The sequence below is a fragment of the Nonomuraea sp. B1E8 genome (assembly GCF_039871515.1).
In the GTDB taxonomy this organism is placed as follows: Bacteria; Actinomycetota; Actinomycetes; order Streptosporangiales; family Streptosporangiaceae; genus Nonomuraea.
Genome location: NZ_JBDPLS010000008.1, coordinates 142,401 through 161,267 on the forward strand (window position 1 = coordinate 142,401; position 18,867 = coordinate 161,267).

20 protein-coding genes are annotated in these 18,867 nt (G+C 72.1%); 12 read left to right on the plus strand and 8 right to left on the minus strand.

Features of this window, described 5'->3' with window-relative positions:
* Nucleotides 1–57: 57 nt before the first annotated feature.
* Nucleotides 58–1,251, plus strand: a complete 1,194-nt coding sequence (gene ligD, locus ABGA98_RS25970) for a non-homologous end-joining DNA ligase (protein WP_347621017.1) — start codon at nt 58–60, stop codon at nt 1,249–1,251.
* A 161-nt stretch (nt 1,252–1,412) separates the two neighbouring features.
* Here ligD and ABGA98_RS25975 read toward each other — a convergent pair whose 3' ends face one another.
* Both ABGA98_RS25975 and ABGA98_RS25980 read right to left on the minus strand, forming a co-directional pair.
* The gene (locus ABGA98_RS25975; RefSeq protein ID WP_347621018.1) at nt 1,413–2,921 is read right to left on the minus strand and encodes an MFS transporter; all 1,509 of its coding nucleotides are present in this window, start codon (nt 2,919–2,921) and stop codon (nt 1,413–1,415) included.
* Nucleotides 2,922–2,994: 73 nt separating this feature from the next.
* The gene (locus tag ABGA98_RS25980) at nt 2,995–3,468 is read right to left on the minus strand and encodes a DUF6653 family protein (RefSeq protein ID WP_347621019.1); all 474 of its coding nucleotides are present in this window, start codon (nt 3,466–3,468) and stop codon (nt 2,995–2,997) included.
* A 122-nt stretch (nt 3,469–3,590) separates the two neighbouring features.
* Here ABGA98_RS25980 and ABGA98_RS25985 point away from each other — a divergent pair, with 122 nt between their 5' ends.
* Nucleotides 3,591–4,073: a MarR family transcriptional regulator gene (locus tag ABGA98_RS25985; protein ID WP_347621020.1), complete on the plus strand. Its 483-nt coding sequence runs from the start codon at nt 3,591–3,593 to the stop codon at nt 4,071–4,073.
* A gap of 128 nt (nt 4,074–4,201) precedes the next feature.
* On the opposite strand, the gene ABGA98_RS25990 is transcribed toward ABGA98_RS25985, so the two are convergent.
* Both ABGA98_RS25990 and ABGA98_RS25995 read right to left on the minus strand, forming a co-directional pair.
* Nucleotides 4,202–5,623 carry an FAD-dependent oxidoreductase gene (locus tag ABGA98_RS25990; protein WP_347621021.1) on the minus strand — a complete coding sequence of 474 codons (1,422 nt, stop codon included), beginning with the start codon at nt 5,621–5,623 and terminating at the stop codon, nt 4,202–4,204.
* A 68-nt stretch (nt 5,624–5,691) separates the two neighbouring features.
* Nucleotides 5,692–6,585: an NAD(P)H-binding protein gene (locus tag ABGA98_RS25995; RefSeq protein WP_347621022.1), complete on the minus strand. Its 894-nt coding sequence runs from the start codon at nt 6,583–6,585 to the stop codon at nt 5,692–5,694.
* An 87-nt stretch (nt 6,586–6,672) separates the two neighbouring features.
* On the opposite strand from ABGA98_RS25995, the gene ABGA98_RS26000 reads away from it, so the two are divergent.
* Nucleotides 6,673–8,439, plus strand: coding sequence for a thiamine pyrophosphate-dependent enzyme (locus ABGA98_RS26000; RefSeq protein WP_347621023.1), 1,767 nt, complete (start codon nt 6,673–6,675; stop codon nt 8,437–8,439).
* On the opposite strand, the gene ABGA98_RS26005 is transcribed toward ABGA98_RS26000, so the two are convergent.
* Nucleotides 8,436–9,191: an IclR family transcriptional regulator gene (locus ABGA98_RS26005; protein ID WP_347621024.1), complete on the minus strand. Its 756-nt coding sequence runs from the start codon at nt 9,189–9,191 to the stop codon at nt 8,436–8,438. The genes ABGA98_RS26000 and ABGA98_RS26005 overlap by 4 nt on opposite strands.
* Nucleotides 9,192–9,270: 79 nt before the next feature.
* Here ABGA98_RS26005 and ABGA98_RS26010 point away from each other — a divergent pair, with 79 nt between their 5' ends.
* Genes ABGA98_RS26010 through ABGA98_RS26045 form a run of 8 tightly spaced genes read left to right on the plus strand, consistent with a single transcriptional unit; the run spans nt 9,271 to nt 15,680 of the window.
* A complete protein-coding gene (locus tag ABGA98_RS26010; protein ID WP_347621025.1) occupies nt 9,271–10,428 on the plus strand; it encodes a 4-hydroxybenzoate 3-monooxygenase in 1,158 nt (385 codons plus the stop codon).
* Nucleotides 10,425–11,168 carry a CoA transferase subunit A gene (locus ABGA98_RS26015; RefSeq protein ID WP_347621026.1) on the plus strand — a complete coding sequence of 248 codons (744 nt, stop codon included), beginning with the start codon at nt 10,425–10,427 and terminating at the stop codon, nt 11,166–11,168. Before ABGA98_RS26010 ends, ABGA98_RS26015 begins: the two co-directional genes overlap by 4 nt.
* Nucleotides 11,168–11,803 carry a CoA transferase subunit B gene (locus tag ABGA98_RS26020; RefSeq protein WP_347621027.1) on the plus strand — a complete coding sequence of 212 codons (636 nt, stop codon included), beginning with the start codon at nt 11,168–11,170 and terminating at the stop codon, nt 11,801–11,803. The genes ABGA98_RS26015 and ABGA98_RS26020 overlap by 1 nt, the downstream gene beginning before the upstream one ends.
* Nucleotides 11,800–12,468, plus strand: a complete 669-nt coding sequence (pcaH, locus tag ABGA98_RS26025) for a protocatechuate 3,4-dioxygenase subunit beta (RefSeq protein WP_347621028.1) — start codon at nt 11,800–11,802, stop codon at nt 12,466–12,468. Before ABGA98_RS26020 ends, pcaH begins: the two co-directional genes overlap by 4 nt.
* The gene (locus ABGA98_RS26030) at nt 12,465–12,953 is read left to right on the plus strand and encodes a protocatechuate 3,4-dioxygenase subunit alpha (RefSeq protein ID WP_347621029.1); all 489 of its coding nucleotides are present in this window, start codon (nt 12,465–12,467) and stop codon (nt 12,951–12,953) included. Before pcaH ends, ABGA98_RS26030 begins: the two co-directional genes overlap by 4 nt.
* Nucleotides 12,943–14,241, plus strand: coding sequence for a lyase family protein (locus ABGA98_RS26035; protein WP_347621030.1), 1,299 nt, complete (start codon nt 12,943–12,945; stop codon nt 14,239–14,241). The genes ABGA98_RS26030 and ABGA98_RS26035 overlap by 11 nt, the downstream gene beginning before the upstream one ends.
* Nucleotides 14,238–15,341 carry a 4-carboxymuconolactone decarboxylase gene (gene pcaC / locus ABGA98_RS26040; RefSeq protein ID WP_347621031.1) on the plus strand — a complete coding sequence of 368 codons (1,104 nt, stop codon included), beginning with the start codon at nt 14,238–14,240 and terminating at the stop codon, nt 15,339–15,341. Before ABGA98_RS26035 ends, pcaC begins: the two co-directional genes overlap by 4 nt.
* A 27-nt stretch (nt 15,342–15,368) precedes the next feature.
* Nucleotides 15,369–15,680: a DUF6401 family natural product biosynthesis protein gene (locus tag ABGA98_RS26045; protein ID WP_347621032.1), complete on the plus strand. Its 312-nt coding sequence runs from the start codon at nt 15,369–15,371 to the stop codon at nt 15,678–15,680.
* Between the two features lie 130 nt (nt 15,681–15,810).
* Here ABGA98_RS26045 and ABGA98_RS26050 read toward each other — a convergent pair whose 3' ends face one another.
* Entirely contained in the window at nt 15,811–16,593 is a 783-nt protein-coding gene (locus tag ABGA98_RS26050; protein ID WP_347621296.1) for a hypothetical protein, read from the minus strand.
* Nucleotides 16,594–16,725: 132 nt separating this feature from the next.
* On the opposite strand from ABGA98_RS26050, the gene ABGA98_RS26055 reads away from it, so the two are divergent.
* The gene (locus ABGA98_RS26055; RefSeq protein WP_347621033.1) at nt 16,726–17,106 is read left to right on the plus strand and encodes a VOC family protein; all 381 of its coding nucleotides are present in this window, start codon (nt 16,726–16,728) and stop codon (nt 17,104–17,106) included.
* 7 nt (nt 17,107–17,113) lie between these two features.
* On the opposite strand, the gene ABGA98_RS26060 is transcribed toward ABGA98_RS26055, so the two are convergent.
* Nucleotides 17,114–17,884 carry an aldolase/citrate lyase family protein gene (locus ABGA98_RS26060; RefSeq protein WP_347621034.1) on the minus strand — a complete coding sequence of 257 codons (771 nt, stop codon included), beginning with the start codon at nt 17,882–17,884 and terminating at the stop codon, nt 17,114–17,116.
* A gap of 46 nt (nt 17,885–17,930) precedes the next feature.
* Nucleotides 17,931–18,851 carry an aldo/keto reductase gene (locus ABGA98_RS26065; RefSeq protein ID WP_347621035.1) on the minus strand — a complete coding sequence of 307 codons (921 nt, stop codon included), beginning with the start codon at nt 18,849–18,851 and terminating at the stop codon, nt 17,931–17,933.
* Nucleotides 18,852–18,867 lie beyond the last annotated feature (16 nt).

An 18,867-nucleotide genomic window follows, 5' to 3' on the forward strand; every position in this document is an offset into this window, starting at 1 on the left:
CGTTAGCGTGGTGGGCGAGGGCCGGGGAATGTCGGGGGCGGCACGTATCGTGACCGTATGCCTGACATCGAGGTCGCCGGGCGCGAGGTGCGCGTCACCAGCCCCGGCAAGGTGGTCTTCCCGCAGTCCGGGCTCACCAAGCTCGACCTGATCCGCTACTACGAGGCGGTGGGCGAGGGGGCGCTGCGGGGCGTGCACGGGCGGCCGATGGTGCTCAAGCGGTTCGTGCGCGGCATCGAGGAGGAGGCGTTCTTCCAGAAGCGCGCCCCGGCGAAGCGGCCGGACTGGATCGAGGTGGCGGAGTTGAAATACCGCTCGGGCCTGAGCGCGGAAGAGGTCGTGTGCACCGACCTGGCCCAGTTGTTGTGGGTGGTCAACCTCGGCTGCGTCGACCTCAACCCGCATCCGGTGCGCTCCGACGACCTGTCCAGGCCCGACGAGCTCCGCATCGACCTCGATCCCGTGCCGGGGGTGGAGTGGGCCGACGTGCTGGCGACCGCGCAGGTGGCGCGCGAGGTGCTGGCCGATCACGGGCTGGCGGCGTGGCCCAAGACGTCCGGTTCGCGGGGCTTTCATGTGTACGCGCGGATCGAGCGGCGCCGGTCGTTCGCCGAGGTGCGCAAGGCGGCGGAGACGGTCGCCCGCGAGGTCGAGCGGCGGGCCCCCGACCTGGCCACCAGCCGGTGGTGGAAGGAGGAGCGGCACGGGGTGTTCGTCGACTTCAACCAGAACGCCTACGACCGCACGGTGGCCTCCGCCTACTCCGTGCGCGCCGTGCCCGACGCCCGCGTGTCCACGCCGCTGACGTGGGACGAGGTTCCCGATTGCCGTCCCGAGGCGTTCACCATCGAGACCGTGCCGCGGCGGCTGGCCGAGCGCGGCGACCCGTGGGCGGACATGGACCTGCACGCGGGCTCGCTCGACGGGCTGCTGGAGCTGGCCGAGGAGCTGGGGCCCGCGCCCAAGCCGCCCAAGGGCAGCGGGCGCCGGCAGCAGACCAAGCCGGTCATCGAGATCGCGAGGGCCGAGCACAAGGACGAGGCGCTGGCGGGCCTGGAGCGGTGGAAGGCCCGCCATCCGGAGGTCGCGGCCCGGCTGGAGCCCGCCGACGTGCTGGTCGACGGCATGCGGGGGCGCAGCAGTGTGTGGTATCGCATCCGGGTCAACCTGCAGCACGTTCCGGAGGGCGAGCGGCCCGGGCAGGAGCCGCTCGAGGTCGACTACGACCCGTGGCGCGCGGGCCCGGGGTGAGGGTGTGACTTAGACCGTCCGGTGGGGCATGTCGCGGTTTCCTGAAGAGAAATGGTGGGATGCCATGCCCGTGGGACCAAGGTGGCCAGGGGGCAAGGTGGTCGGGTGTCAGCCCTGCTGGATTGCGTACGTGGCCGGCCGACCGCGAGGGAAAGACCCCTCTACGTGCCGACCTCCGTGAGGGTGGATGCGGGCGTGCCCGGCGCTGCCGCGTCCGGTCTGGCGCGAAGCAGTACGAAAGCCAGCAGGGCTGCTGCGGCGGCGAGGACGGCGCCGGTGATCATGCCGAAGGTCATGGCGTCGACGAATGCCGCCCGGGCGATGGCGGTGACGCCCGGGTCGCTGAGCGCGATGGCGTCGGTGAGTGATTGTTTGGCCGGTGCCGGCACGTCGGCGGGGAGGGCGGAGATGTATCCGGTGGCCAGGACGCTGCCGAGGATGGCGATGCCGAGCACGCTGCCCGCCTGGGAGATGGTGCTGTTCATGGCCGATCCGGCGCCGGCGTGCTCGGGCGGGATGGCGCCCATCATTGCGGTGACCGCGGCCGGGGCTGCCAGCCCGGCGCCCATGCCCATGAGTATCAGCGCTGTGGCCAGCAGCGGGTAGCCGTCGCTGGGGCCGATCGACCACAGGAACAGGAACCCAGCGGCGGTGGTCAGCATGCCCGCGGTCACCATGGTGCGGTTGCTGAGCCGTTTGGCCAGTGTCGCCCCCAGGATGTTGAACAGCGCGGAGGAGGCGGCGAACGGCAGCAGCGCCATACCGGCCTGCAAGACGCCGTAACCGAGGACGAGCTGGACGTATTGGGTGAGCGCCAGCATCAGGCCAGCAGCGGCGAAGGCCAACAACATAACCGAGAAGGTGCCGCCCGAGAAGTTGCGGTTAGCGAACACGCGCAGCGGAAGCATGGGGTGTGAGGTGCGCAGCTCCCATATGACGAACGCCACCAGGAGCAGCACGCCGACAACGAGTGCGCCCCCGGTCCACAGGCTGTCCCAGCCGCGCTGCGGCGCTGCGATGATCGACCAGACCAGAACCACCATGCCGAGCGTGCACAAGATGACGCCGAGCAGGTCCGGCCGTCTGGCCGGAGCCTTCGATTCCGGCATCAGCACGACGGCGGCGACGATCGCGATGGCCGCGACCGGCACGTTGATCAGGAAGACCGATCCCCACCAGAAGTGATCCAACAGCAGTCCGCCCAACGACGGCCCGGCCAGGATTCCGGCGATGGAGATACTGCTCCAGGCGGCTATCGCCGTGCGGCGCTCGCTCTCGTCGAACACGGTGATCAGCAGAGACATAGTGCTGGGCATGACCAGACAACCGCCGACGCCCATCAGCGCCCGAGCGGCGATCAGTTGCTCGGGGGAGGTGGCGAACGCGGCGCCCAGTGACGCGAGCCCGAACAGCGAAAGCCCAGCGATCAGCAGGCGCTTACGGCCATAGCGGTCGGATAGGCCGCCTGCGGTCAGTAGCAGGCCGGCGTAGGCGAGCGTGTAGGCGCTGATGATCCATTGGATGTCGGCGGGGGTGGCGCGGAGTTCGCTCATCAGCGCGGGGATGGCCAGGTTGAGGATGGTGTTGTCGATGACCAGGACGAGCAGGCTCAAGCAGAGCGCTACGAGGATCCACCAGCGGCGCGGGTGCGCTGTGCCGGGGGTGTGCATGAGTCTCTCCACACGTAGAGGTCGGCGTTGGCGTCGGTACGGCCGGTGTTATGGGGGCGCCGGCCGTACCGGGTCAAAGACTTTCGCTCTGGTGCTGTTCGTAGAGCAGGCCATAGCGGTCGATCCGCCACAGCTGCGCGAGCACGAGCAGCACGGTGCCCAGCACGAGCGGCCAGATCTCCAGGGCGATCAGTCCCAAGGCGATGAAGGCGAAGCCGATCAGGCCGGCCACGATGAGCAGCCGCAGCACCACGCGGTGCGCCGCCGGAGCCTTGCCGTCGACGTGGAGTTGCTCGCCGTAGATGCCGCGCGCGGCCCAGCTGGTCGGCTCGACCGCCCTGAACAGATGCACGTTCAGCCAGAGCCACACGATGACGAGGGCCACGCCGCACAGTGACCACCAGCCGATCCACTCGCGGCTCCAGACGGCCAGTTCGAACGCGGGGATCGCGGCGAACCGGGTCCAGACGCTCCACGGGTTGGCGTGCTTCTTCCACGCCTGGTCGGTCATGCCGTGCGCGCCTGCCACCACGTTCTTGGGCTTCACTGATGGCTCTCCTTTGGCGTCGGGGAGGTCGCCATGGCGCGATCTCCATGCCTCGAAGCGTATAGAACTTTCAGAGATTTGTAAATTCTTCGAGAACCCGAAGTGGTTGATAGGATCGAGGTATGGACACCGACCAGCGGCTGCGTGAGGCCGCCGAGAAGCTGGCGCTGACCCTTGCGCAGGGCGGCATGCAAAAAACCACCGCCCGGGTGATGACCGCCCTGCTCTACACCCGGCAAGAGTCGATGACCGCCGCCGACCTGTGCGAGCAGTTGTCCATCAGCTCGGGAGCGGTGTCCACCGCGGTCAAGCAGCTGATCCCGCTCGGCCTCATCGAACGGGTGCCTGCCCCCGGCAGCCGCCGTGACCACTACCGCTTCCGCCAGGGGGCCTGGGCCAGCTTGATGTCACAGCAGAACGCGATGCTGGCCACCATGGGCGCCGCCGCCCAGGAAGGCCTGGACGCGGCGGGCGAGGACAGCATCACCGGCCGGCGCCTGCACGAGATGAAGGACTTCTACGCTTACATGACCGAGCAGCTGATCCCGCTCATCGACAGCTGGCGCGAGCGCTATGCCGTCCAGCACGCCAACACTGCCCGGTAGCGGTAACGGGCGGTAGGCCGCCGGCGGACTGTTGGCGGCCTGCTTTCCTTGTCATCCAGCCTGCGGACTGACAGAGCCGCGCCCTTGGGCGTCCGCCGGAGGCGTGTTCGGGCTCGCGGGGAGGACGTTCAGCGGCCGGAGATGAGGTCGGCGAGGCGGGCATAGACCGACGTGGTGGTGCCGCGCTCGTTCTCGTGGCGGTCGGCGGCGCGGAAGAGGGCGTAGATGAGCTGCACGCCGGCCCACCGCAGCGGCTCCGGCTCCCACTGCCGCACCTGGCGTCCCACCCACGGCAGCCCCGTCAGCTCCGTCTCCCGCCGCAGCACCAGGTCGCGCAGGGTGCGGCCGGCCAGGTTGGTCGTGGTGACGCCGCTGCCGACGTAGCCGCCCGCCCAGCCGAGCCCGGTGGCGTGGTCCAGGTGCACCGTCGAGCACCAGTCGCGCGGCACGCCGAGCACCCCGCACCAGGCGTGCTGGACCCGCGCGTCGGCGGCCGCGGGGAAGAGCTTGACGAGTATGCGCCACAGCAGCGCGACGGTCTGCGGCTGGGTGGCGCCCCGGGCGTCGGTACGCGACCCGAACCTGTAGGGCACGCCCCGGCCGCCGATGGCGATGCGGTCGTCGGCGGTCCGCTGGGCGTAGATGTAGGCGTGGGCCTCGTCCCCGACGAGCTCGTTGCCCGCCCAGCCGAGATGTTTCCACACCTCGGCGGGCAGCGGCTCGGTGACGATCATGGAGCTGTTCATGGGCAGCCACTGCCGGCGCTGGCCGGACAGCCCGGCGGTGAAGCCCTCGGTGGCCCGGATGACGTAGTCGGCGGTGACGAGGCCGCGCGTGGTGACCGCCGTGGCTTTCCCGCCGCCGTGCCGGGGCCGCAGCTCGGTCACGGTGGTGTCTTCGTAGAGGTCCACGCCGAGCCGGGCGACCGCGGCGGCCAGGCCGACGGCCAGCTTGGCGGGCTGGATGCGGGCGCAGTGCGGCGAGTACGCGGCCTCCAGCGTGCCCGCGGCCTGCAGGCGCTCGGCCTGCTCGTCCCGGCCGAGCAGGCGCATGTCGGCCTCGCCGTACCCCCATCCGCGCAGCTCGGCCAGCTCGGCGCGGAGCCGGCGCCGCTGGGCGGGGTTGGTCGCGACGTGGAGCAGCCCGCCCTTGTGGATGTCGGCGTCGATGCCCTCCTCGCGGGCCACCGCGATGACCTCGTCGACGGAGCGGAACATGGCGTGCTGCAGGTCGATCATCGCCTGCCGGCCGCGTGCCTTCGCGTGCCGGTTCCTGGATCCGGCGAACTCGGCCGACAACCATCCGCCGTTGCGTCCCGACGCGCCGAACCCGGCGAACTCCTTCTCCAGGATCGCGATGCGCAGGCCGGGGTCGGCCTGCTTCAGGTAGTACGCGGTCCACAGGCCGGTGTATCCACCGCCCACGATCGCGACGTCGTAGTCGCGGGGCCCGGGCAGTGCCGGCCGCCGTGCGGGCAGGCCGATCTGCCGGTACCAGAAGGAGACGCCGCCGTTGGCGAAGTCTTCGGTCAGCGGGATGCCGGTCTTCACCGAACACATTGTCTATTACCGGCATATGCGGAGCAAGTGGGCGATGTGTAACAGAACGGGGCAATGGGCTAGCTTCGTGTCGGCCGCTCGTAGCCCTCGTCGCCGCCGTATACGTGCAGGTCAGGGTCGTTCTCCGGCTGGTTCGCCGGGCTGGTGGGGGAGGCGGTGTGCTCGGTGGCGAAGTCGTCCGACAGCGCGGGCGGCGCGGGGTGGAGATAGTCGTGCCAGGTGATGACGCCCCGGGAGTCGGCGTCCGTGATGAGGTCGCCGTCCCGCTGGGCCGCGTACAGCCTGCCCGGGTAGTGCACGGGCACGCACGGGCGGCGCACGTTCCTGGCCTGCAGCCAGATCCGCACCAGTTCCTCGGTGTCGAGCACCTGCGGCCCGCCGAACTCGAACTCCTTGCCCTCGGGCCCGCCCGCCAGCAGCGCCACCGCCAGCGCGGCGACCTCGCCCGTGTGCACCGGCTGCCAGGGCAGCGAGCGGTCCACGAGCATCACGGGGAACGACGAGTACGCCCGGAGCCGCTGGTCGAGGGACTGCTGGAACCGCGTGGCGCGCAGGACGGTCCAGCCGATCCCGCTCTCCCCGATCAGGCGCTCCGCCTCCAGCTTGTGACGGAGGAAGCCGATGGCGGCACGGTCCACCCCGACGACCGAGGTGTAGAGCAGGTGCCGCACCCCCGCCTCGCGGGCGGCGAGGAGCAGCCGCCGGGTGCCGGGGACGTCCACGGCACCGTGGCCCTTGGGGCCGCTCGTGGCGAGGTGCGCGATCGCGTCCACGCCGGCCACGGCGTCCGCGACACCCTTGCCGGAGACCAGGTCGCCCCAGAACCACTCGACGCGCCCGGAGCTCTCCCGCTCCGTGCGGCTCAGCGCCCGCACCCGGTGCCCCGCCCTGACCAGCGCGGGCAGCAGCGCGCCGCCCAGCGTTCCCGTGGCTCCCGTGACCAGTATGCGCATGCCGCTCCACTACCCGCGAATGCCTGGAAATGACAACGAACCACGTAAAGGCGTCTGTGCCCGGCAGTGCGGGGTAGTGCCGGACGCATGGCTCGAATCGCAGCGGAATCCCTGATCGAACGGCTCGCGGAGTGGGGCGTCGACACCGTCTTCGGGCTGCCCGGCGACGGCATCAACGGCATCATGGAAGGGCTGCGGCGCCACCGCGACAGGGTGCGCTTCGTCCTCGTCCACCACGAGGAGGCCGCCGCCTTCATGGCCACCGGCTACGCCAAGGCCACCGGGCGGATCGGCGTGTGCCTGGCCACGTCGGGGCCCGGCGGCATCCACCTGCTCAACGGCCTCTACGACGCCAAGCTCGACCACGTGCCCGTGCTGGCCATCACGGGCATGCAGGAGACCTCCGTCCTCGGCACCGGCTACCAGCAGGAGGTCCACCTGGACAAGCTGTTCGCCGACGTGGCCGAGTACAACATGTTCATCTCCAACCCGGCGCAGCTGCCCTCGCTGGTGGACCTCGCGATCCGGACGTCGTACGCCCGGCGCGGGGTCTCCCATCTCACGCTGCCCAACGACCTCCAGGTGGCGAAGGCGGGGGCGGACCCGTACGAGCAGCTCGGGCCGGCCAGGACGCCGCAGACCTCGCCCGTCTACCTGCAGCCGCCCGGCATCCCGCGGCAGGAGGACGTCGAGTGGGCCGCCGAGGTGCTCAACAGGGCGCGACGCCCCGCCATCCTCGTCGGCCAGGGCGCGCTGCACGCCCGGCACGAGGTGCTGGCCGTGGCCGAGGCCCTGGGCGCTCCCGTGGTCAAGACGCTGCCCGGCAAGGCGGTGATCCCCGACGACTCGCCGTACACGACGGGCGGGATCGGGCTGCTCGGCACCCGGCCGAGCGAGGAGCTGATGGACGAGACCGACGTGCTGTTCATGGTGGGCACGAACTTCCCCTACTCGAAGTTCCTGCCGGAGCCGGGGAAGACCAGGGTGGTGCAGTTCGAGGTGGAGCCGACCAGGGCGGGGGCGCGGATCGCGACCGACGTGCCGGTGGTGTGCGACGCGAAGGAGGGGCTGGCGGCGCTGCTGCCGCTGCTGGCCCGCAGGGACGGCAACGCCCATCTGGCGAAATATCAGGAAAAGATGGCGAAGTGGCGGGCCGACATGGACGCCCTGGAGAGCCCCGACCGCGACCCCATCGCCCCGCAGTACGCCGTGTCCGTCGTCGACCGGCTCGCGGCCGACGACGCCATCCTGACCTGCGACAGCGGCACCATCGCCACCTGGGCGGCCCGGCACTGGACCGTCCGCGCCGAGCGCGAGTTCTACCTGTCGGGCACGCTGGCCACGATGGCGAACGGCCTCCCGTACGCCATCGCCATGCAGCACGCCTTCCCCGGCCGGCAGGTCATCGCGTACGTCGGCGACGGCGGTTTCTCGATGCTCATGGCCGAGTTCCTGACGGCGGTCCAGCAGCGGCTGCCGGTCAAGGTCGTCATCAACAACAACAACTCGCTCGGCCAGATCCTGTGGGAGCAGATGGTGCTCGGCTACCCGGAGCACGGCGTGCGCTACGGCCGGCCGGAGGCCGACTTCGCGGCCTGGGCCAGGGCGTGCGGCGGCTTCGGCGCCAAGGTCACCGAGCCGGGGGACGTGGAGCCGACGGTCAGCCAGGCGCTGGCCCACGACGGGCCGGCCCTGGTGGACGTGGACGTCAACCCGAACGAGCCGCCGATGCCCGGCAAGGTCTCCTACGACCAGGCCAAGAGCTTCGCGCAGGCGTTCCTGAAGGGCCAGCCGCACAAGGCCGCCATCGCCACGACCCTGTTCAAGGACCGCATCCAGAAGCTGACGGACTAGACGCTGGCCGCGCAGGCCCTCGTGATCCCGGCGGCGGCGCTCAGCAGCGGCTCGACCAGCCGGGGCAGCTCGCGCACCCGCCGGTGGGAGAGCACGATGCCGAGCGCCGCGACCGGCCGCCCGTCCACCAGGATCGGCGCCGCCGCCGAGCACGAGCCCAGCGTCATCTCCTCGTACGTCAGCGCGTACCCCTGGGCGCGCACCGTCGCCAGCTCCCTGGCCAGCCGCCCGGCCTCGGTGATCGTGTGCGGGGTCGGCCGTTCGAGCTTGCGCGCCAGGTACGCCTTGACGAACCACTCCGGCTCGTACGCCAGCAGCGCCTTGCCCACGCCCGTCGGATGCATGGGCAGCCGGGCGCCGGTCCTGGACACGATGGGCACCGCCCGCCTGCCGTGCACCTTGTCGACGTAGAGCACCTCGAGCCCGTCGCGGACGGCCAGGTGCACGTTCTCGCCGGTGCCGGCGAACAGCTCCTGCAGCCACGGATGCGCCAGGTCCTGCAGCCGGGCGGGCGCGAGCTGGCCCAGCTCCCACAACCGCAGCCCCACCCGCAGCCGGCCGTCGGGCGCGCGGCTCAGCGCCTGCCACTCCTCCAGCTCCGCGACCAGGCGGTGGGCCGTGCTCAGCGGCACCCCGCTCCGCCTGGCCAGCTCGGTCAGGGTGAGCTGGGGGTGAGCCGGGTCGAACGCGCCCAGCAGCGCCAGCACCTTGGACGTCACCGAACGCCCGGGAGCGCGAGATCCACCTGCCATGGACCAATCCTGCACATTTCTTCCATCCAGTGGAAGGGTTGGTTCGGCTGATCGGGCTTGGAGGCAGGATGCTCCGTATATGCGAACTCAGGTCGGGATCATCGGGGCCGGGCCCGCCGGTCTGCTCCTGTCCCATTTGCTCCACCTGCGCGGCATCTCCTCCGTGGTGCTGGAGAAGCGCAGCCGCGCCTACGTCGAGCGGCGGGTCCGGGCAGGGGTGCTGGAGCAGGGCACGGTGGACACGCTGGTCGAGGCCGGCGTCGGCGAGCGGCTGCTGCGCGAAGGGCTGCCGCACCACGGGATCGAGCTCAGGTACGGCGGCGCGGGCCACCGCGTCCCGTTCGAGAAGCTGGTGCCCGGCCGGCACATCACCGTGTACGGGCAGCAGGAGGTGGTCAAGGACCTCATCGCGGCCCGGCTCGCGGCGGGCGGCGACCTGCGGTTCGAGATCGACGACGTGGCCCTGCACGGCCTGGAGACGGAGCGGCCGTACGTGACGTTCGGCGGCGAGCGGCTCGACTGCGACGTGATCGCCGGCTGCGACGGCTTCCACGGCGTGTCGAGGCCGTCCATCCCGGAGGGCGTTCTGAGCGTTCACGAGCGCGAATATCCCTTCGCCTGGCTGGGCATCCTGGCCAGGGTGGCGCCGTCGTCCGAGGAGCTGATCTACACCAGGACCGAGCGCGGCTTCGCCCTGCACAGCATGCGCACGCCCGAGGTCAGCCGCTTCTACCTGCAGGTCCCCGCCGGCGCGCGGGTGGAGGAGTGGCCGGACGAGCGGATCTGGGCCGAGCTGAAGGCCCGGCTGGAGAGCGTGCCCGGCTTCACGCTGGCCACCGGCGAAATCATGGAGAAGGGCGTCACGCCCATGCGGGCGTTCGTCGCCGAGCCCATGCAGTACGGCCGCCTCTACCTGGCCGGCGACGCCGCCCACATCGTGCCGCCCACCGGCGCGAAGGGCCTCAACCTGGCCGTGGCCGACGTCCGCGTCCTCACCCGCGCCCTGGCCGCCTACTTCGAGCACGGCTCGGCCGGGCTGCTCGACGGCTACTCGCGGGAGTGCCTGCAACGGGTGTGGCGGGCGCAGCACTTCTCGTGGTGGATGACCACCCTGTTGCACACGTTCGAGGACGACGACGCGTACGCGCGCCGGCTGCAGCTGTCCTACCTGGACTACGTGACCTCGTCCGAGGCCGCGGCGACGACCCTGGCGGAGAACTACGTGGGAATGCCATGAAGATCGTTGGTACGGCGGCCGAGGCGGTCGCGGGAATCGGGGACGGGGCGTCCCTCGCGGTCGGCGGCTTCGGCCTGGCCGGGGTGCCCGCCGTCCTCATCAAGGCGCTGCTCGGGCAGGGCACGTCCGGCCTGCACGTCGTGTCGAACAACTGCGGCACCGACGGGCGCGGCCTGGGCGAGCTGCTCGCGGCCGGGCGGATCTCCCGCGTCACCGGCTCGTACGTGGGGGAGAACAAGGAGTTCGCCCGGCAGTACCTGGCCGGCGAGCTGGAGGTGGAGCTGATCCCGCAGGGCACGCTGGCCGAGCGGCTGCGGGCCGGCGGCTGCGGCATCCCCGCCTTCTACACGAGGGCGGGCGTGGGGACGCTGGTCGAGGAGGGCGGGCTGCCGTGGCGCTACCGCTCCGACGGGTCGGTGGCGGTGGCGTCGCCGCCGAAGGAGGTCAGGGAGTTCGACGGCGTCCGGTACATCCTGGAGCACGGCATCCGTACGGACTTCGCGCTCGTACGGGCCGCACGCGGCGACATCCACGGAAACCTGGTGTTCGCCAAGGCCGCACGCAACTTCAACCCGCCGGCCGCCATGGCGGGACGGGTCACCATCGCCGAGGTCGAGGAGCTGTGCGAGCTCGACCCCGAGGAGGTGCACCTGCCCGGCGTCTTCGTGCAGAAGGTGCTGGTGCTGGATCCCGGGCAGGCGGCGGACAAACCCATCGAGCGGCGGACGGTGCGTTCCTGATGGCCTGGACCCGGCAGCAGATGGCGGCCCGCGCGGCGGACGAGCTGCCCGACGGCTCGTACGTCAACCTCGGCATCGGCCTGCCCACCCTCATCCCCGCCCACCTCGGCGGACGCACCGTCATGATCCACTCGGAGAACGGCATCCTCGGCGTGGGGCCGTACCCGCTGCCTGACGAGGTGGACGCCGACCTGATCAACGCGGGCAAGGAGACGGTCACCGTCGACCCCGGGGCGTCGTACTTCGACTCGGCGCTGTCGTTCGGCATGATCCGCGGCGGCCACGTGGACGTGGCGGTGCTCGGCGCCATGCAGGTGTCGCAGGCCGGCGACCTGGCCAACTGGGCGGTCCCCGGCAAGATGATCAAAGGGATGGGCGGCGCCATGGACCTCGTGCACGGCGCCCGCCGGGTCATCGTGGTCATGGAGCACACGACGCGCGACGGCGACCCCAAGATCCTGCCCGCCTGCACGCTGCCCCTCACCGGCCGGTCCTGCGTCGACCGCGTGATCACCGACCTGGCCGTCATCGACGTCGTCCCCGGCGGGTTGAAGCTCGTGGAGACCGCCCCCGGCGTCACCGCAGGCGAGGTGCGCGCCAGGACGGCGGCCGACCTCACAGAAGGAGCCACATGAGCCATCCTCCCTACCTGAGCCCCGGCTACCGCAGCACGGTCGCGCGCGCCCCCGCCCGCCCGCCCGTCGCCTTCAAGCTCGACCCCGACGCGATCGAGCTGACCAGCCCCGTCTTCGGCCACCAGGAGGTCGGCGCGCTCGACGCCGACCTCACCAGGCAGCACGCGGGCGAGCCCATCGGCGAGCGCATCATCGTCGAGGGCCGCGTGCTCGACGACGACGGCCGCCCCCTGCGCGGCACGCTGGTCGAGCTCTGGCAGGCCAACGCCGCCGGCCGCTACGCCCACGACGGCGACCGGCACCCCGCCCCCCTCGACCCGAACTTCACCGGCGCCGGCCGCTGCCTCACCGACCAGGACGGCCGCTACCGGTTCGTCACGATCAAGCCGGGCGCCTACCCGTGGCGCAACCACGACAACGCCTGGCGCCCCGCCCACCTGCACTTCTCCGTCTTCGGGCAGGCCTTCACCCAGCGGCTGGTCACCCAGATGTACTTCCCCGGCGACCCGCTCATGCCCTTCGACCCGATCATGCAGTCGATCCCGGACGAGGCGGCCAGGCGGCGGCTCGTCTCGTCGTTCGAGCTGGACCTCACCGAGCCCGAGTGGGCCCTTGGCTACGCGTTCGACATCGTGCTCGGGCGCACCCCGACGGAGACGCCATGACCACGCCCTCGCAGACGGTCGGACCGTTCTTCAGCCACGCGCTGCCGTACGAGCGGGACTGGGAGCTCGTGCCCGAAGGGCATCCCGGCGCGATCACGCTCACCGGGCGGGTGCTGGACGGCGCCGGGGAGCCGGTGCCCGACGCTCTGCTCGAACTCTGGCTCGGCTTCACCGGCGACCGCGGCGCGCTGAGCAGGCAGGGCGGGCAGGTGTCCGGGTTCGGCCGCTGCGCCACCGCGCCGGACGGCACCTACCGCTTCCGCACGGCCCGGCCGCCGGGGCCGTACCTGTCGCTGCAGGTCTTCGCCCGCGGCCTGCTGCGCTCCGTGCTCACCCGCGTCTACCTGGAGGACGTGCCCGACCCGCTGCTCGACGCCCTCGAACCCGGGCGCAGGGCCACGCTCGTCGCCGCCGGTTCTGGCGACTCCTACCGCTTCGATGTGAGACTGCAGGGAGCGGAGGAGACGGTGTTCATTGACTTCTGACTCGATGGGGGCCGACGGCGGGCTGCTCGCGCCCGTCCGGGCGGGCACCAAGGCGGAGGCGATCACCTCGGACACGGCGTGGCTGCGGGCCATGCTGGAGGCCGAGGCGGCGCTCGCCCGTGCCCAGGGCCGCCTGGGGCTCATCCCGGCGGAGGCGGCGGCCGCCATCGACAGGGCCGCCGCCACGCTCGTGCCCGACCCGGCCGGCGTGGCCGCGCGGTCCAGGCAGTCGGCCACCCCCGTCGTCCCGCTGGTGGCCGACCTGCGGCAGGCCGTGCCCGGCGCGGCCGGCCACGTGCACAGGGGCGCCACCAGCCAGGACATCATGGACACCGCCGCCATGCTGGTGGCCGCCCGCACGGTCCGCGCCGTCGTCGGCGACCTGGGCGCCGTCATGGACGCCCTGTGCGAGCTGGCCGGTCGCCACAGGGACACGGTGATGGCCGCGCGCACGCTGGGGCAGCACGCGGTGCCGACGACGTTCGGGCTGAAGGCGGCGCAGTGGCTGGCGGGCCTCATGCGCGCCCGCGCCCGGCTGCGCGAGCTGCGCCTGCCCGCCCAGCTCGGCGGCGCGGCCGGCACCCTCGCGGCCTTCGCCGAGCAGGACCCGTCCACCGCGCTTCCCCTGGTCGAGGTGTTCGCCGAGGAGATCGGGCTGGCCGCGCCCGCGGCGCCGTGGCACGCGGAGCGCTCCGCCGTCACCGACCTGGGCGCGGCGCTCGCCGGCACCGCCCGCGCGCTGGGCAAGCCGGCCACCGACATCATCCTCATGGCCCAGACCGAGGTCGGGGAGGTGGCCGAGTCGTCGTCCGGCGGCTCCTCGGCCATGCCGCAGAAGCGTAACCCCGCGCTGTCCGTACTGGTCAGGTCGGCCGCGCTCCAGGTGCCCGCGTACGCGCAGGTGCTCGGCCAGGTCGGCGAGCACGAGCGGGCCGCCGGGGCCTGGCAGGCGGAGTGGCTGCCGCTGCGCGAGGCGCTCCGCCTGACCGGAGGCGCGGCCGAGACCGCCGCCGAGCTGGTGGGCGGGCTCCAGATCTTCCCCGAACGCATGCGCGCCAACGCCGGCCTGACCGGTGGACGCCTCGTCGCCGAACGCCTGGCCGCCCACCTCGGCCGCGACAGGCTCGCCGCGATCATGCCGGAGCGGGGGCCGCTCGACCTCGGCGACGCGCTGGCCGAGGCGGGCCTGACCCGGGATCCGGACGAGCTGCTCGACCCGTCCGCGTACGTGGGCGCGGCTCCCGAGCTCGTCGACCGCATTCTCGCCACCTACCGGGAGCAGCCGTGAAACTCCACCACCGCGTGGACGGCCCGTCCGGCGCGCCGCTGCTGGTGCTCGGGCCCTCGCTCGGCACCACGACAGAGGTCTGGCGCCCCCAGCTCGCCGAGCTCACCGCGTCCTGGCGGGTGCTCAGGTACGACCTGCCGGGCCACGGCGGGTCGGCCCCGGCCACTGGATTCACGATCGGCGACCTGGCGGCGGCCGTGCTCGGCCTCGTCGAGGACGAGCGCTTCGCGATCGGCGGCATCTCGCTCGGCGGCGCCATCGCCACCACCGTCGCGCTCCGCGTCCCCGGCCGGGTGCGCGGCCTGGTGTTGTGCTGCACGTCCGCCCGGTTCGGCGAGCCGGGACCGTGGCGGGAACGGGCGGAGCTGGTGCGGGCCGAGGGAGTGGCCGCGCTCGCACCGGCGCTGGAGAACCGCTGGTTCACGCCCGGCTTCGACGGCCGGTGGGTGCTGGAGGGGCTGGCGGAGGTGGACGCCCCGTCGTACGCCGCCTGCTGCGAGGCCCTGGCCGCCTTCGACGTGACGGGCGGGCTCGGCGAGGTCACCGCGCCCACGCTGGTGATCGCCGGGGCCGAGGACCCGGCCACGCCCCTCGACCACGCGCTCGTGCTGGCCGACGGCATCCCGGGAGCCTCGCTCACGGTCGTCCCGCGGGCGGCCCACCTGGCCGGCGTCGAACGTCCCGGCGCCGTCACCACCGCCATCGCCCGCCACCTGCGAGACGGCGGGCGGGAGGCCGGGATGCGCACCAGGCGCGAGGTGCTCGGCGACGCGCACGTCGACCGGGCGACCGCCGCGACCACCGGCTTCACCCGTGACTTCCAGGACTTCATCACCCGCTACGCCTGGGACGAGATCTGGAACCGGCCGGGGCTCGACCGGCGCACCCGCAGCTGTGTCACCCTCACCGCCCTCGTCGCCGGAGGGCACCTGGAGGAGCTGGCCATGCACGTCCGCGCGGCTCTGCGCAACGGGCTCACCCCTGACGAGATCAAGGAGGTGCTGCTGCAAAGCGCCGTCTACTGCGGGGTTCCGGCGGCCAACGCCGCCTTCGCGGTGGCCCGCCGCACGCTGGACGAACTTGGGCCGGATGGCCCCTGACCTTGGAAAATGCTTTAAGGTTGGCGGGTGGTTTTCGAGGAGGGATGGGCGGCTTCGCCCTTGCGGTGGTTGATGAACACGCTGGGCGACGCCCAGCTCGCCAGGATGAGCGCCGACCCCGGGATGGCGGCGGCGGTCGACCAGCACGCCGCGGTGCTGCGTGACGCGATCCCGCTCGACCGGGAGACGCTGGGCGACTACCTGCTCGGCTTCCTGGACGAGCTGCGGCACCGGGGATGGGTCTTCAGCGGCGAGCCGGACGCGCCGGCGCTCCGGCTGACGGCCGTCTGCTGGCTGGCGCGCGAACTCGGCCTGCTTGAGGACGGCCACCCGGCCTGACCGCCCCACCCGGCCGATCGCGCCGCCCGGCCGATCGCGCCGCCCGGCCCTCAGCGGCGCGACCCGGGCCCTCGCAGGCCGGGCCGGTCGAATCCGGCCTGCGGGCGGGGCAGGAAGAGGACCGTCACGGTCACTCCGGGGGCATGTCCGAGCGGGTGGTGGGCCCGCCCGGCATCGTCCGCACCTGCCTCGTCTCCTCGCTCATCGACCGGGCGTCCTCACGACCCCGCTGGTACGCCTCCGCGTGCGCCCTGGCCTGCGGCGCCTCGGCCTCGATACGGCCCAGCCAGCGCTCCCAGCGCTGCTGCATCGGCCGGATGAGCCCGCCCCCGATGCCGATGGCCGCGATCGCGCCGATGGTGGCGAGCACCGTGATCAGCACAGGAGTGGTGACGGTGGTGGCCACGCCGATCTGGTTGAGCGCGGCGATGATGCCCAGCGCCCAGATGAACACCGCGGCCAGAGTCGCCAGGAACCGGCCGTAGGACAACCCGCCGAGCGCGCCGGAGAGGATGTCCCTGACGGCCTTCGCGATGGCGCCGGCCACCACGATGATCACGATCGCCACGATGGCCTTGGGCAGCCAGCCCACCACGGAGGCCAGCAGCGCCGAGATCGGGTTGGGCCCGAAGACGTTGAAGGCTATCTGCAGGGTGACCAGCAGGATCGCGTAGTAGACGATTCTGGCGAGCAGGCTGCTGGCGGTGAAGTCGCTCCGCTCCAGCCAGCGGTGCACGCCGCTGCGGTCAACGACCCGCTCGAAGCCGACCCGTTCGAGCACCTTGTTGACGATCTTCTCCAGCAACTTCGCCACGATCCACCCGATGATGAGAATCACGATGAACGCGACCAGCTTCGGGACGAACGTTGCAATCTGCCGGAATACGTCCGAAAGTCCTTGGCCTATGTTGATGTCCACGGTTTCCTCCTCCGAGGAGCTGATGCAACGGCGCTACCCGGACCGCAACGGTCTATGCACACAGCGCCACCGAAAGCTCGCATAAGGCGATATATCGCTGTTCGGATGCCCTATAGGGTGATCACTATGCATCGAAGCCGCCTGTACGCCCTGCTGATCGACACACCAGCCGCCGAGGCCGACCAGGCGGCCGCCTTCTGGGCGGCGGCGCTCGGCGCCACCGCCCGGCCGCTCGAAGGGTACGAGCAGTTCATCTCGCTGCACGGAGCCGTCCCGGGCTTCGCCGTGGCCGTCCAGTCGGCCGACGACCCGCCCCGCTTCCACGTCGACATCGAGTCCGACGACGTCGAGGCCGAGGTCCGGCGCCTGGTCGCGCTCGGGGCCACCGAGGTGTCGCGGTGGCAGGAATGCCGCACGCTGCGCGCGCCCGGCGGGCACCTGATGTGCGTGCTGCCGGTGGAGAGCGACCGGGACGTGTTCGACGCCGAGGCGAAGACCTGGCCGTAACGGCGGATCAGGCCGGGCCGGACCTGGCAGCCTTCAGGTGAGCTGCCGCGGCCTGTTCGAGATGGACGAGGTCGGAGGCGACGGTGGCGAACGTGAAGCCCTCCGCCAGGCGCCGGGCTGCCTGCTCGCCGCCCGGGTTGTGGATGCCGGCCGCGATCCCGGCCCGCTCGGCGGTCGTCCTGACCTTCTCCAGGGCCTCCTCGAACGCCCCGGCCACCTCCGGGTCGCCAGGGAACCGGCCGCCGACGGCCAGGCACAGGTCGGACGGGCCGACGTACACGCCGTCCAGACCCGGGGTGGCGCAGATGGCCTCGATGTCGGCCAGGCCCTCCGGCGTCTCGATCATGGCCAGGACCAGCACGCTGTCGTCCGCCTCCGCAGGAGTGGGGCCGATCCGCAACATGGAGCGCATGGGGCCGTACGATCGGCGGCCCCCGGCCGGGTAGCGGGCGGCCGACACAGCGCTCGCCGCGTCCTCGGCCGTGTCGACCAGCGGCACGATCACGCCGCCCGCGCCGAAGTCGAGCGCCCTGCCGATGGCCGCGGGCTCGCCCGACTCCACCCGTACCAGTCCGGTCGAGCGGCCGCCGGCGTCGATGGCCATGAGGTTGCTCAGCAGCCCGGCGTTGCCGATCAGCCCGTGCTGGCCGTCCAGCGCGATGTAGTCGTACCCCAGCCTGGCCAGGCGCTCGGTGGCGATGGGCGCGTCCAGCACCACCCAGTAGCCGACGGCCCGTTCCCGGTTGCGGATCTTCCTGGCGAGCTCGGCGGCGGTCATGCGATCTCCTCTGCGCTGATGCGGATGTGCGTGCCGGCCGGCGGGGTCACCGGTTGTACGCCGGCATCGGGCCGCGGATCGCGTCGCCCACGGCGTCGCAGGCGGCGGCCACGTCGGCGGGCAGCGGCCCGGCCGCCAGCGCGGCCAGGTTGGCGCCGAGCTGGCCGGGGCCGGACGCGCCGAGCAGCACCGCGCTCACCACCGGCCTGCCGGTCAGCCAGCGCAGCGACAACTCGGCGAGCGGCATCCCGGCCGCGCGGGCGATCGTGCCGAGGTCCTCGACGGCCCTGAACAGCCCGGCGTCCCAGTACCGCTGCCGGTACATCGCCGCCAGCCGCGAGTCGCCGAAGCGGCCCCCCTCCGGCGCCTGGTCGAAGCGGTGCCGGCCGGTCAGCAGGCCGCCGCCGAGCGGGTTGTAGACCATCGTGCGCAGGCCGGCCGTGAGCGCGAACTCCGCGTACTCGTCCTCGATCCTCCTGCCCAGCAGGTTGTAGAGCTGCTGGGCGACCACGGGCCGTGGGGTGATCCCGGCGATCTGCCAGGCGGCGTAGTTGGACACGCCCAGCTCGCCGATCTTGCCCTCGGCGACCAGCTCGGCGACCGTGCCGAGGGTGTCCTCCAGCGGTGTCGCCCGGTCCGGCTGGTGGAGGTAGAACAGGTCGACGTGGTCGGTCCGCAACCGTCGCAGGCTGCCCTCCAGCGAGGCGCGCAACCCGGCGGGGGAGAGCGGCGCGTGCTCGCCGGCGTCCGGGTGCGGGATGCCGGCCTTGGTCGCCAGCACCACCCGGTCGCGGCGGCCGCGCAACAACGCGCCGAGGATCTCCTCGGCGGCGCCGCCCGCGTAGCCGTTGGCCGTGTCCACGCCGCTCACCCCGGCGTCGAGCGCGAGGTCCAGCATCCGCCCTGCCGTCCCGGCGTCCACGGTGTCGCCGAACGTCATGGTGCCGAGCACCGGTTCGGGGATCATGCCTCTTCCCTTGTCG

Bases quoted from the DNA above. Each gene is read 5' to 3' on its own strand.
- ligD (WP_347621017.1), top strand. From the start codon at position 58: ATGCCTGACATCGAGGTCGCCGGGCGCGAGGTGCGCGTCACCAGCCCC.
- ABGA98_RS25975 (WP_347621018.1), bottom strand. From the start codon at position 2,921: ATGCACACCCCCGGCACAGCGCACCCGCGCCGCTGGTGGATCCTCGTA.
- ABGA98_RS25985 (WP_347621020.1), top strand. From the start codon at position 3,591: ATGGACACCGACCAGCGGCTGCGTGAGGCCGCCGAGAAGCTGGCGCTG.
- ABGA98_RS25995 (WP_347621022.1), bottom strand. From the start codon at position 6,585: ATGCGCATACTGGTCACGGGAGCCACGGGAACGCTGGGCGGCGCGCTG.
- ABGA98_RS26000 (WP_347621023.1), top strand. From the start codon at position 6,673: ATGGCTCGAATCGCAGCGGAATCCCTGATCGAACGGCTCGCGGAGTGG.
- ABGA98_RS26005 (WP_347621024.1), bottom strand. From the start codon at position 9,191: ATGGCAGGTGGATCTCGCGCTCCCGGGCGTTCGGTGACGTCCAAGGTG.
- ABGA98_RS26010 (WP_347621025.1), top strand. From the start codon at position 9,271: ATGCGAACTCAGGTCGGGATCATCGGGGCCGGGCCCGCCGGTCTGCTC.
- ABGA98_RS26015 (WP_347621026.1), top strand. From the start codon at position 10,425: ATGAAGATCGTTGGTACGGCGGCCGAGGCGGTCGCGGGAATCGGGGAC.
- ABGA98_RS26020 (WP_347621027.1), top strand. From the start codon at position 11,168: ATGGCCTGGACCCGGCAGCAGATGGCGGCCCGCGCGGCGGACGAGCTG.
- pcaH (WP_347621028.1), top strand. From the start codon at position 11,800: ATGAGCCATCCTCCCTACCTGAGCCCCGGCTACCGCAGCACGGTCGCG.
- ABGA98_RS26030 (WP_347621029.1), top strand. From the start codon at position 12,465: ATGACCACGCCCTCGCAGACGGTCGGACCGTTCTTCAGCCACGCGCTG.
- ABGA98_RS26055 (WP_347621033.1), top strand. From the start codon at position 16,726: ATGCATCGAAGCCGCCTGTACGCCCTGCTGATCGACACACCAGCCGCC.
- ABGA98_RS26060 (WP_347621034.1), bottom strand. From the start codon at position 17,884: ATGACCGCCGCCGAGCTCGCCAGGAAGATCCGCAACCGGGAACGGGCC.
- ABGA98_RS26065 (WP_347621035.1), bottom strand. From the start codon at position 18,851: ATGATCCCCGAACCGGTGCTCGGCACCATGACGTTCGGCGACACCGTG.